At 73.5% G+C, this 11,204-nt stretch carries 10 protein-coding genes; 9 read left to right on the top strand and 1 reads right to left on the bottom strand.

Annotated elements, in window-relative coordinates:
* From IE249_RS04400 to IE249_RS04415, 4 genes are all read left to right on the top strand, one after another.
* On the top strand, positions 1–382 hold a 382-nt coding region (locus IE249_RS04400), incomplete at its 5' end, for an ATP-binding protein (RefSeq protein WP_189703420.1).
* A 176-nt stretch (positions 383–558) separates the two neighbouring features.
* Positions 559–2,676 (top strand): RNase A-like domain-containing protein, encoded by a 2,118-nt coding sequence (locus IE249_RS04405; protein WP_229857628.1) that lies wholly within the window; start codon positions 559–561, stop codon positions 2,674–2,676.
* Between the two features lie 21 nt (positions 2,677–2,697).
* A complete protein-coding gene (locus IE249_RS04410) occupies positions 2,698–3,354 on the top strand; it encodes a contact-dependent growth inhibition system immunity protein (protein WP_189703422.1) in 657 nt (218 codons plus the stop codon).
* A 38-nt stretch (positions 3,355–3,392) separates the two neighbouring features.
* Positions 3,393–3,764 (top strand): holo-ACP synthase, encoded by a 372-nt coding sequence (locus IE249_RS04415; protein ID WP_189703423.1) that lies wholly within the window; start codon positions 3,393–3,395, stop codon positions 3,762–3,764.
* A gap of 19 nt (positions 3,765–3,783) precedes the next feature.
* Here IE249_RS04415 and IE249_RS39675 read toward each other — a convergent pair whose 3' ends face one another.
* Positions 3,784–5,568 carry a PP2C family protein-serine/threonine phosphatase gene (locus IE249_RS39675; RefSeq protein WP_189703424.1) on the bottom strand — a complete coding sequence of 595 codons (1,785 nt, stop codon included), beginning with the start codon at positions 5,566–5,568 and terminating at the stop codon, positions 3,784–3,786.
* Positions 5,569–5,799: 231 nt separating this feature from the next.
* Here IE249_RS39675 and IE249_RS04425 point away from each other — a divergent pair, with 231 nt between their 5' ends.
* The 5 genes from IE249_RS04425 to IE249_RS04445 all read left to right on the top strand — a co-directional run bounded on the left by IE249_RS04425 (position 5,800) and on the right by IE249_RS04445 (position 11,005).
* The gene (locus IE249_RS04425) at positions 5,800–7,284 is read left to right on the top strand and encodes an NAD(P)H-hydrate dehydratase (protein ID WP_189703425.1); all 1,485 of its coding nucleotides are present in this window, start codon (positions 5,800–5,802) and stop codon (positions 7,282–7,284) included.
* Between the two features lie 404 nt (positions 7,285–7,688).
* Positions 7,689–8,921: an alanine racemase gene (gene alr, locus IE249_RS04430; RefSeq protein WP_229857489.1), complete on the top strand. Its 1,233-nt coding sequence runs from the start codon at positions 7,689–7,691 to the stop codon at positions 8,919–8,921.
* 22 nt (positions 8,922–8,943) lie between these two features.
* Positions 8,944–10,176 (top strand): alpha/beta fold hydrolase, encoded by a 1,233-nt coding sequence (locus tag IE249_RS04435; RefSeq protein ID WP_189703426.1) that lies wholly within the window; start codon positions 8,944–8,946, stop codon positions 10,174–10,176.
* Positions 10,142–10,663, top strand: coding sequence for a tRNA (adenosine(37)-N6)-threonylcarbamoyltransferase complex ATPase subunit type 1 TsaE (gene tsaE, locus IE249_RS04440; protein WP_189703427.1), 522 nt, complete (start codon positions 10,142–10,144; stop codon positions 10,661–10,663). The genes IE249_RS04435 and tsaE overlap by 35 nt, the downstream gene beginning before the upstream one ends.
* Positions 10,664–10,780: 117 nt before the next feature.
* Positions 10,781–11,005, top strand: a complete 225-nt coding sequence (locus IE249_RS04445; protein ID WP_189703428.1) for a hypothetical protein — start codon at positions 10,781–10,783, stop codon at positions 11,003–11,005.
* The last annotated feature ends 199 nt before the right edge of the window (positions 11,006–11,204 follow it).

Consider the following 11,204-nt stretch of genomic DNA (forward strand, 5'->3'; position numbering starts at 1 on the left):
CTGCCTCTACATCCCCAACGACCTCCGCGCCGTCACCGTCAGCCGTCGCACCCTGCGGCTGATCCTCACCATGCATGGGCTGATCGGGCAGGTGGACGTGGCGGAGCTGCTCGCCGCCGAGCTGGTGGGCAACGCCGTGCGGCACACCAAGGGGCCGGCCGCGCTGCGGGTCCGCTGGTCGGCCGGCGTACTGCGGATCGGGGCCTGGGACGCGGACCCCGCACCGCCGGAGCCACCCGTGCCGCTGGAGCGGGTGGGTGAGGCGGAGGAGGGGCGCGGGCTCGCGCTGGTGCGGGCGTGCGCCGACCTGTGGGGGTGGCAGCCGCTGGCCCGGGAGGGGAACCGGGGCAAGGTCGTGTGGTGTGAGCTTGGCGCGGCCTAGAACGCGCCAGCCCCGCCGCGCAGGAGCCCCCGTGCGGGGAAGGATTTGCACGGTTCTGTGACTGACTCGCCGCGTCTCGCAACTCCGTTGTCCTGTGCGGACTTACCCGCCTAGCATTGCGTTCGCTGTTGCGAATAGAGGTTGTCTCGGCGGGGCGGGGGCCTGGTGTGACGCTGATGATGGCGGTGGCGGCCGTCTGGGGTGTGCTGCAACTGTTCGCCGTCGCCTGGCCCACGCGTTCGGTGCGTCTGTCCACCGTGCTGCTGGCATTCGCGGTCGGAGTGTACGGGTGCGGCACGGCGACGGCGTTGGTGCAGCTCGCCTACACCCGCGCCTACGCCCACCAGTCGGGGCAGCCGTTGGTCACCGTGGTGAGCACCACCAGCTACACCGTGGCTCCCTGGGTGGAGGAGCTGATCAAGGTCTCCCCCTTGTTGCTGGTCGGGCTGAGCGCGAAGGTCCGTCGGCAGTGGGGGCTGACCGACTTCACGGTGGTCGGCGCCGCGCTGGGAGCCGGGTTCGGGCTGCTTGAGGGGGTGCTGCGGTACGGGCTGGACGCGCATCGGGCGATCTCCCGCGGAGGCGGCTGGATCATCCCGGACAGCCTGTCCCCGCCCTATCTACCCGGGCTCGGGCAGGTGCTGACCGCCTGGCTGCCGGCGCCGTTCAGTCAGCTGGACACGCTCGGCCCGCCGGGAACCGAGACCTTCACGCATCTGGTGTGGACGGCCCTCGCCGGCTTCGGGGCCGGGCTGCTGTGGCGCGCGCGGGGCTGGGTGCGCCCGCTGGCCGTCCTTCCCTTCGCGGCCGCCGCCGTGCATCACACGGTGAACAACTACGCGCTGCAGAAGCCAACCAGTGGTGCCACGCACTGGCTCGCACTCCTGGACGGTAAGGCGTGGGCGGTGCCACTTGTGTGTCTGGGCATCGCCATGGCCGTCGACCTGTGCCAGATCCACCGCGGCAAGCGCGCCGCACCGGATGTGCTGCTGGCTTCCGAACGCGTCGACGGTGACAGCCTCGGGGCTCTGCTGCGGTACGCCTCCTGGCGTCTTCCGTGGAGTCTGCTGATCGCGCTGCGATTCGTCCGAGTGCGGCGCTCCTTGCTCTACGCCATGGCGTCGGCGCCGCTCGCCGGCACGGACGAGTTTCGTGGAGTCGTCGCCGGAATCACGGCTCGGATGGACGCGTCCGACAACCAGCGAGTCTGGAGGGTGCTGGACATACGGGCTCTGCTGAAGGCGGCTCGAGCGGCGCGAGGGTCACGTGGGCGCTGGCTGCTGCTGATCCCGTGCGTTCTGGCGCTGCCCTCATTGCTCTTCCTGGGCGTCGGCTCGTTCACCTCCACCGCCGGTCTTCAGAGGTTCTTCAGCACCGGGTCAGGCCCCACGATCCTCATGGGCTTCGGAATCGCCGCGCTGGTCTGGATCGCCTGCCAGATGGTGACCCTGCTCAGGGTCTGGCGTGCGGTGTCGGCCCAGCCGCTGGCGGAACTGCTGGCCGCCCACCGCTTACGCCTCGCGACAGCCGTGGGTGCGGCCACCGCAGGCGCAGTGCTGCTGTGGCGCGGATTCGGACCCGTCGGCCCCGGCGGCCGGGCGATCCGCACGTTCCACCTGCTCGACGCGCTGGGCAACTTCCTGGTCTACCTCGGCTTCGCCCTCCTCCTGCTCTCCCTGCTGGCCCTCTTCCCACCGGGCGGCCTGGCCCTGGCCGGAGGCGGAGTCGCCGCTGTCTACACGGCGGATGTGGCGCTCAACGCCGGCCTCCTCGGAGCGGCAGGCGTTGTCCTCATGGGGCTCGGGGCGTCGAACGGATCCGGTGAGGACTACAACGCGTGGCCCAGGAGCAAGCGCAAGGGGCGGGTGAAGCCCCAGCACCGTGCGGACATCCGGGGCGACGAGGGTAAGAACCTGGGAGGCAGGAGTGAGGCTCATACGATCGACAGGCATGTCGACAAGACCATCGACGGCATGCGCAGGCGGTTGCGTATGCAGCCCGAACTCGACGCCGACTCGCGCTACGTTGACGTCGACGCGGCACAACGCTTCACTGACGAGACCCTTGCCACGAAAGAGAACCAGAGAAAAATATCCGACTGGCTGGCCAGAGGTGCCAGAGGGCCGCTGAAACTGGAGGCCAAGTTCCGTGAGAACACGGGACTTCATCTCACCCGCTACGACTTCACCCACGGCCAGCCCACGAAGTGGGTGAAGGGCGTTCGAGTCGTTCTCAAGGCCGACCCGTCGGCGCCGTACGGATATCGCGTCCTCACCTCGTTCCCTCAGCCCTGACACGATGGTCTGGAGCAGCTCATGAGTCATCCGCTTCCACCGGGGCAGCGCTTCTTCGAACTTGCCGACCTCCTCAAAGCGTACGCATACGCCGGTTACACCTTTTCCGACACGCCTCAGGTGCCGGGTCCCGGTCTGGGCTCTTATCTAAGGATTGCCGCGCGGGATCCGGCGCGGGCCGTGAGGGCGGTTCAGCAGATCGACGACCTGTTGTCGGTCGGCCTCTTCTCCGAGGAGATCGCCGACGAGGTGGAGGACCTGCCGCAAATCAGCCCACCGGTGGGAAAAAGCGTGGAGGACTGCCTGCGCATCGCCAGGGGCCATCTCCATCGGCTGCTGCAGGACTCGTCGCACATTCCGCAAGTGAATCCGCAGAACTCGTGGGAATGGAACGAGCGGTTTCCCGAGTTGAGCCAATTGCTCGGTGCTTACTTCCACCGAGACTTTTCATACATCTATGAGTCCCGCGAAGAGGCTCTCGACGAGTACATTGGACAGTCCGAGGCCGGAGAACGTGAGCAAGCTGTGCGGGAGCTCGGGGAACTCCTCGCCATGGTGTCCTCCGACGAAGAGCTGCGCATTGCTGCCACCGCGCTAGGGCTCGATCTTCTGCCGCCGCAGGGAATGTCATTGCGGGAATGGCTGGAGGCGGTCCGCCGTAGGATCGACGCGGCATAGAGTGAGCCCGGGGGACTGATGCGCATAGGGTGCTCGGTATGAGCATCATCGGGGTCGGGATCGATGTGGCTGAGGTGGAGCGGTTCGCGGCGTCCTTGGAGCGGACGCCCGCGCTTGCGCAACGGCTGTTCGTCAACGACGAGTTGCTGCTGCCCAGTGGGGAGCGGCGGGGGATGGCCTCGCTGGCCGCGCGGTTCGCGGCCAAGGAGGCGCTGGCCAAGGCGCTCGGCGCGCCGGCCGGGCTGCTCTGGACGGACGCGGAGGTGTACGTCGAGGACTCCGGGCGGCCACGGCTGAGGGTCGCCGGTACGGTCGCCGCCCGCGCCGCCGAACTCGGGGTGCGCGAGTGGCACGTGTCCCTCAGTCATGACGCCGGGGTCGCCTCGGCTGTCGTCATCGCCGAGGGGTGACAGAAGCAACAAACCCCGGTCAGGGGGCAGTCGGCAGGAGGCGGAAGGCCAGTACCGTCGCGTCGTCGGCCACGTGCGGGCCGGTCAGGGCGCGGACGAGTGCGCGGATGTACTGGTCCAGGGCCTCGCCGCCCGGCGGGATGCCGTCGCGGGCGGAGTCGTCGACCGCGCGCAGCAGCCGTGAGGAGTCCCGGTCCAGGTCCGAACCGCGCCGCTCGATCAGCCCGTCGGAGTACAGCAGCACCACGTCACCGGGGATCAGGGGCGTCTCCGCCGCCGCGTAGGCCTCGCCGGGCTGGACGCCCAGTGCCAGGCCGGGGCCGCCCGGCGGCGGTTCGAGCAGGCGTGCCCGCCGGTCGCGCACCAGCACCGGCAGCGGATGCCCCGCGCACGTCCAGCGCAGCAGACCGCGGGCGGGGTGGTAGCGGGCGATGACCGCCGTGGCGGTGGACTCCTCGCCGTCGTCGCAGGCGACCTCGTTGAGCCAGGACGTCAGCCGCTCCACCCCCTCACCGGTGAACGCGAGGCCGGCCAGCGCGTGGCGCAGCTTGGCCATCAGGGTGACGGCCTCCAGTCCGTGGCCGCGGGCGTCGCCGAGCGCGATCAGCACCTGTCCGGACGGCAGGACCCGGGTCTTGTACCAGTCGCCGCCCACCCGGGCCGTCTGCGAGTCGGGACGGTAGACGGCGGCCGCCTCCACCCCGCGCCGGGCCAGTTCCGCCGGGAAACCGGGCAGAACGGCGGCCCGAAGACGTTCGGCCACCTCGGCGACCGTGTCGGCCCGCTCCCGCTGTGCCCGTGCCTCCTGCACCGCCCGCTCGGCCGTCACCCGGGCGCGCACGTCCGCCGTCACGTCCCGGCAGACCGCCCGCACGGTCCACACCGGTCCCGTCTCCGGGCGTACCGGTTCGGCGATGAGGCGGAGGATCCGCTCCTCGGGCGAGGTCAGGCACAGCTCCAGGTCCAGCACATCCCGCTCGCCCAGCAGTACGTCGCGCAGCGCGCGGTACAGCGGCTCGCGGCTGTCCGGTGCCATCATGCGGGCCAGGTCCACCAGGCCGGGCGGCCGCTGTCCGGCGGGCAGGCCGAGCACCTCGCGCAGGCCGGCCTCCTCCACGGTCCCGTCGCCGAGGTTCCACTCCGCCCAGCACACCTTGGCCAGATGCTGCACCGCCTGGGCCATCCGGGCTTGGTCCCTCTCCCCGCGCTCCCAGGTGAGCAGCAGCAGACCGCCGCACGGCGCCACGCGGACCTCGCTGCTGACGCGCACCAGCTGCCCCTGCGCTCCGGGCAGTGACCACTCGGCGGGCTCGGGGCCCTGGGGGCGTCCGGTCCGGTACGAATCCGAGAGCAGACGCGGTACGGGCGTGTCGGCCAGGTTCGGAAACCGCTCGAACAGCGGCACCGACCCGCTCCACGGCGGCAGGATCTCCGGCGGGACGGTGCGGGCGGTGAACTCCCTCGCCGCGGTGTTCTGCCCCACGTAGCAGAAGTCCTCCACCGCGCCCCGCTCGTCGAGCACCGGGCGGATCAGCATGGCGGCGAGCGGCAGGGCGTCCAACAGTTCCTGGGCCAGGGGCGGTTCGGGCACGGGGCCCGGGCGCGGGGGCGTTCGGGGGCGTTGGGGGGTGGGCGGTACGGGGACGGCGTGCGCGCGGATGTACTGGCCGATGCGGAACCGCTGCTCGGCCAGCAGCAGTTCCAGTGCCTCGAGCGGGCGGTGCGAGCCGTCGTCACCGGGGGAGCCTTCGGGGGCGTCACCGGCCGTGGGCGACGCGCCGGGTCCGACCGGATCGTCGGCCATGGGCTCGCGCCCCTTCCGTGCGGTGTGCGGCATGCGTACGTGCGGGTCGGTCAATCCCATGCTGTGCGACGCACCGGGACGGAGCCACTCGGCGGGCGCGGGCGGCCGACCGGACCGACGGTCGCCGCGGGGCTGCCGTGCCCGCGGGGCTGCCGTGCCCGCGGGGCCGCCGCGCGCGGCCGGTACGTGTTCGCGTGCGGCGTCCGGCCGATCCGGGGCAGACTCGTCCGCATGCGAACCGCGTACAGCGTAGAGACGGTCAGGACAGCCGAACGCGCGCTCATGGCGCGGCTCCCCGACGGCGCGCTCATGCAGCGCGCGGCCGCCGGACTCGCCGCCGCCTGCGCGGACTTGCTCGGGCGGGTCTACGGCCGCCGGGTCGTGCTCCTCGTCGGCAGCGGGGACAACGGCGGCGACACCCTGTACGCCGGCGCCCGGCTGGCCCGGCGCGGCGCGGGCGTCACCGCGGTGCTGCTCGCGCCGGACCACACCCATCCCGGGGGACTGGCCGCGTTGCGCCGAACGGGCGGCCGTGTCGTCCGGCTCGGGGAGGACTCCGGTGAGCACTCCGGTGAGAACACCGCCGCCCGGTCCGCGGCGGCCGGGGAGCTGATCGACCGCGCCGATCTCGTCGTCGACGGCATCGTCGGCATCGGCGGCAAGGGCGGTCTGCGCGCCGACGCCGCCCCGCTGGCCGAGCGTGCCGCCCGCTCCGGCGCGGCCGTCGTCGCCGTGGACCTGCCGAGCGGGGTCGAGGCCGACAGCGGCGAGGTGCGGGGCGCGGCCGTGCGCGCCGACCTGACCGTCACCTTCGGCACGCACAAGCCGGGGCTGCTCGTCGACCCGGCCCGCGAGTACGCCGGCACGGTACGGCTCGTCGACATCGGCCTGGGCGCGGAACTGCCCGCCGAGCCGGAACTGGAGGCCCTGCAACACGCCGACGTGGCCGCGCTGCTGCCGCTGCCGGCCGCCGAGAGCGACAAGTACCGGCGCGGTGTCGTCGGCATCGCGGCGGGCTCGGCCCGCTACCCGGGTGCGGCCGTCCTCGCCGTCTCGGGCGCGCTGCGCGGCGGGGCGGGCGCGGTGCGTTACGTCGGGCCGGCCGGGCAGGCGGTCGTCGCGCGCTTCCCCGAGACCCTCGTGTCCGACCAGGGGCCGCACAGGGCGGGGCGTGTGCAGGCGTGGGTGGTCGGGCCGGGCGCGGGGGACGACGCGGCCACCGTCGCCGAGGTGCTGGACGCCGACGTGCCCGTGCTGATCGACGCGGACGGGCTGCGGCTGGCCGACCGCGATGCCGTACGCGCCCGCAGCGCGCCGACGCTGATGACCCCGCACGCGGGGGAGGCCGCGGCCCTGCTCGGCGTCGCGCGCGAGGAGGTCGAGGGCGCGCGGCTGTCCTCGGTACGTGAACTCGCCGCCCGTTACCGGGCGACCGTCCTTCTCAAGGGTTCGACCACGCTCGTGGCCGACCCGGACGGCGGGCCCGTACGGGTGAACCCGACCGGCACCCCGTGGCTCGCCACCGCCGGCAGCGGTGACGTGCTGTCGGGCCTGGCGGGCTCGCTGCTCGCGGCCGGCCTCTCCACCCGGGACGCCGGCAGCGTCGCCGCCTACCTGCACGGCCTCGCCGGCCGCTACGCCGCAGACGGAGCCCCCCTCGGCGCCCACGACGTGGCCGAAGCCGTCCCGGAGGCCTGGCGGGACGTACGGGACTGAGCGCCTGGGGGCGCGTGCGCATCCCCGGGAGGTGCGGGACGTGTGCCCGCGAGGCGTGGAGGCGCGCGGCGCTCGCCCGGCACGGGCGGTGCATACCCGTGAGCCGCGAGGCACGGGGGGCGCGCATCCGGGAGGTGCGGGGGACGTGCGTACCCGCGAGGCGCGGGCAATCCGCGCCCTCGTCGAGCGCGGTGGACGTACTGACGCATCCGCAGCGCGCGGCCGGCGTACTGGCTTACCCACGGCGCCCGGTCGGCGTGCCGACGCATCCGCCACCCGTCACGGCCGCCGGCGGCCATGCGTACACGCGGACGTGTGTGCACGCGTGCCCCAAGTTCCTCTCCGCCCCCCGGGGGACCGCTGCCGCAGGCAGCTGTTCGCGGCTCTGAGACACTGAGGGCGCGATGAACGAGACAGCACATCCGCGGACCGCCCCGCTGCGCGCCCGCGCCGAGATCGACCTGGCCGCGTTGCGGGCCAATGTGCGGGCCCTGCGCGAGCGGGCGCCCGGCGCCGCGCTCATGGCCGTGGTCAAGTCCGACGCGTACGGCCACGGCGCCGTGCCGTGCGCCCGCGCGGCGCTGGCCGCCGGGGCGACCTGGCTCGGCACCGCCACGCCCGAGGAGGCCCTCGCGCTGCGCGCGGCCGGGCTCTCGCCGGACCGCGTGCGGATCATGTGCTGGCTGTGGACGCCGGGCGGGCCCTGGCGGGAGGCGATCGAGGCCGACCTCGACGTGTCCGTGAGCGGTCTGTGGGCCCTCGCGGAGGTCCGCGAGGCGGCCCGCGCCGCCGGACGGCCCGCGCGGGTGCAGCTGAAGGCCGACACCGGGCTGGGCCGGGGCGGCTGCCAGCCCGGCGACTGGGCCGAACTGGTCGAGGCCGCGCTGCTGGCCGAGGGCGAGGGGCTGGTCCGGATCACCGGACTGTGGTCCCACTTCGCCTGCGCCGACGAACCCGGCCACCCCTCCATCGCCGCACAGCTCGACCGCTTCCGCGAGATGACCGCCCACGCCGAGGAGCGGGGCGTACGCCCGGAGGTGCGGCACATCGCCAACTCGCCCGCCACGCTCACCCTCCCCGAGTCGCACTTCGACCTCGTACGCACCGGGATCGCCGTCTACGGAGTCTCGCCCAGCCCCGAACTGGGCACCCCGGCCGACTTCGGACTGCGCCCGGTGATGACCCTGTCCGCCTCGCTCGCCCTGGTGAAGCACGTGCCGGGCGGCCACGGCGTCAGCTACGGCCACCACTACGTCACCCCCGGGGAGACCACCCTCGGACTGGTCCCGGTCGGTTACGCCGACGGCGTCCCGCGCCACGCCTCCGGCACCGGCCCGGTCCTGGTGGGCGGCAAGTGGCGCACGGTCGCCGGGCGGGTGGCCATGGACCAGTTCGTGGTCGACCTCGGCGGCGACGAGCCCGAAGTGGGCTCACGGGCCGTGCTGTTCGGCCCCGGCGACGGCGGTGAGCCGACCGCCGAGGACTGGGCGCAGGCCGCGGGCACCATCGCGTACGAGATCGTCACGCGCATCGGAACACGCGTTCCCCGCGTCTATGTGAACGAGGAACCGGGCCGGGAACCGGACGGGGAACGAGCCGAGGAGCGGGACGGGGCACGCGCCGCGCACGACGGGTGACCCGTACGAGGAGGAGCGGTACGTGAGCGAGAGCGGTGCGGAGGCCGTGGCCTCCGCGGTGGGGGCGGCCGGCGGCTGGCGCAGGGTCACCGGCATCGCCGGCGCGGCGATAGGCGTGGTGGCCGCCGGAGCGGCGGCCGGTGTCGCCATAGAGCGGATGACGGTGGGCCGCGGCATGCGCAGGAAGGCCCGGCTCGCCCTGGACTCGGCGGGCCCCTACGGGTCGCTGCGCGGCACCCCGGGCAAGGCCTTCGCCGACGACGGAACCGAGCTGTACTACGAGGTCGACGAGGTCGAACCCGACACGGCCGCGAACCTCGGCCCGCGCCGCCGGCGCCTGTTCGGCCGCAAGTCGCCCGCCCCCGTGACCGTCGTCTTCAGCCACGGCTACTGCCTCAGCCAGGACTCCTGGCACTTCCAGCGCGCGGCGCTGCGCGGCGTCGTACGGACCGTGCACTGGGACCAGCGCAGCCACGGCCGCTCGGGGCGCGGGGTCGCCCAGAACCGGGACGGGGTGCCGCTGACCATCGACCAGCTCGGCCGCGACCTGCGGGCCGTGATCGACGCGGCCGCGCCGGAGGGGCCGATCGTGCTGGTCGGCCACTCCATGGGGGGCATGACGGTCATGGCGCTGGCCGCCCAGTACCCCGAGCTGATCCGCGAGCGGGTCGTCGCCACCGCCTTCGTGGGTACGTCCTCCGGGAGGCTCGGCGAGGTCAACTTCGGGCTGCCGGTGGCCGGTGTGAACGCGGTGCGCCGGGTGCTGCCGGGCGTGCTGAAGGCGCTCGGGCAGCGGGCCGAGCTGGTGGAGAGGGGGCGTCGGGCCACCGCCGACCTGTTCGCGGGGATCATCAAGCGGTACTCGTTCGCCGGGCGGGACATCGACCCGGCCGTCGCCCGGTTCGCCGAGCGGATGATCGAGAGCACGCCGATCGACGTGGTCGCGGAGTTCTACCCGGCCTTCACCGACCACGACAAGACCGAGGCGCTCGCCCTCTTCGCGGACATGCCCGTCCTCGTCCTGGCCGGGGTCCAGGACCTGGTCACGCCGAGCGAGCACAGCGAGGCCATCGCCGACCTGCTGCCGGACGCGGAACTGGTGCTGGTGCCCGACGCCGGGCACCTGGTCATGCTGGAGCACCCCGAGGTCGTCACCGACCGGCTCGCCGACCTGCTCGCCCGCGCGGGGGCGGTCCCGGCAGGCACTACCGTGGGTGGCTATGGAAGCACCAGCGGCACCGCACAGCCCGGCTGACCCCGTGTCCGCCGAGATCACCGTCACCTCTCCCGAGCAGATGCGGGAGCTGGGCCGCCGCCTCGCCAAGCTGCTGCGCGCGGGCGACCTGGTGATGCTCAGCGGGGAGCTCGGCGCGGGCAAGACCACGCTGACCCGCGGGCTCGGCGAGAGCCTCGGGGTGCGCGGCGCGGTCACCTCGCCGACCTTCGTGATCGCCCGGGTGCACCCGTCCCTCGGCGACGGGCCGCCGCTCGTCCACGTCGACGCCTACCGGCTCTCCGGCGGGCTCGACGAGATGGAGGACCTGGACCTCGACGTCTCGCTCCCCGAGTCCGTGATCGTCGTGGAGTGGGGCGAGGGCAAGGTCGAGGAGCTGACCGACGAGCGCCTCCAGGTCGTGATCCATCGCGCGGTCGGCGACACCCACGACGAGGTGCGGCACGTGACCGTGACCGGGATCGGACCGCGGTGGGCGGCCGTGGACCTCGCGGTTCTCACCGCCTGAGCGTTCCGACAGGACGTCGGCAACTTCTTGCGCCGGGGCTCCCGGGCGTGGTCACATGGTGTCCAGCTCGCGGTTAGGTTTGCCTAACCCGCCCGCCCCCGACTCCGAGGAGGCGTCATGCCGGCCGCCGAGAACCCGTCACGGCCGTACGCCCCGGCCGCCGCCGCGGTGAGCATGCGGGACCTGCTGGCCTCCTGCGCCGCGGCCGAGGCGGTCTCCCGCCCGCCCCGCGCCCCGGAACCGCACCCCGAAAGCCTCACCCCGCGATCCCCCCGGCATGCCGACGGCCCGGGTAAGCCCCGCGGCCCCCGCAGTTCGGACGACCACCGGGAAGCCGCGTAGGCCCCGCAGTCCGGACGACCACCGGGAAGCCGCGTAGCCCCGCACCGCGGGCCGCTGCCCGGAAGGCGCGTAGCGCCCGCGCGGCGGACGGCCGCACCGGGAAGCCGCGTAGCCCCCGCTCGGCGGGCAGCCGCCGAGAAGCGGCCCAGCTCACGCCCGGCGGCGCGGCCGGCGGAAGCGGCCTGGCCCCGCACCGCGG

The sequence above is a fragment of the Streptomyces anandii JCM 4720 genome (assembly GCF_014650655.1).
In the GTDB taxonomy this organism is placed as follows: domain Bacteria; phylum Actinomycetota; class Actinomycetes; order Streptomycetales; family Streptomycetaceae; genus Streptomyces; species Streptomyces anandii.

Bases quoted from the DNA above. Each gene is read 5' to 3' on its own strand.
- IE249_RS04405 (WP_229857628.1), top strand. From the start codon at position 559: ATGATGGCGGTGGCGGCCGTCTGGGGTGTGCTGCAACTGTTCGCCGTC.
- IE249_RS04410 (WP_189703422.1), top strand. From the start codon at position 2,698: ATGAGTCATCCGCTTCCACCGGGGCAGCGCTTCTTCGAACTTGCCGAC.
- IE249_RS04415 (WP_189703423.1), top strand. From the start codon at position 3,393: ATGAGCATCATCGGGGTCGGGATCGATGTGGCTGAGGTGGAGCGGTTC.
- IE249_RS39675 (WP_189703424.1), bottom strand. From the start codon at position 5,568: ATGGCCGACGATCCGGTCGGACCCGGCGCGTCGCCCACGGCCGGTGAC.
- IE249_RS04425 (WP_189703425.1), top strand. From the start codon at position 5,800: ATGCGAACCGCGTACAGCGTAGAGACGGTCAGGACAGCCGAACGCGCG.
- alr (WP_229857489.1), top strand. From the start codon at position 7,689: ATGAACGAGACAGCACATCCGCGGACCGCCCCGCTGCGCGCCCGCGCC.
- tsaE (WP_189703427.1), top strand. From the start codon at position 10,142: ATGGAAGCACCAGCGGCACCGCACAGCCCGGCTGACCCCGTGTCCGCC.
- IE249_RS04445 (WP_189703428.1), top strand. From the start codon at position 10,781: ATGCCGGCCGCCGAGAACCCGTCACGGCCGTACGCCCCGGCCGCCGCC.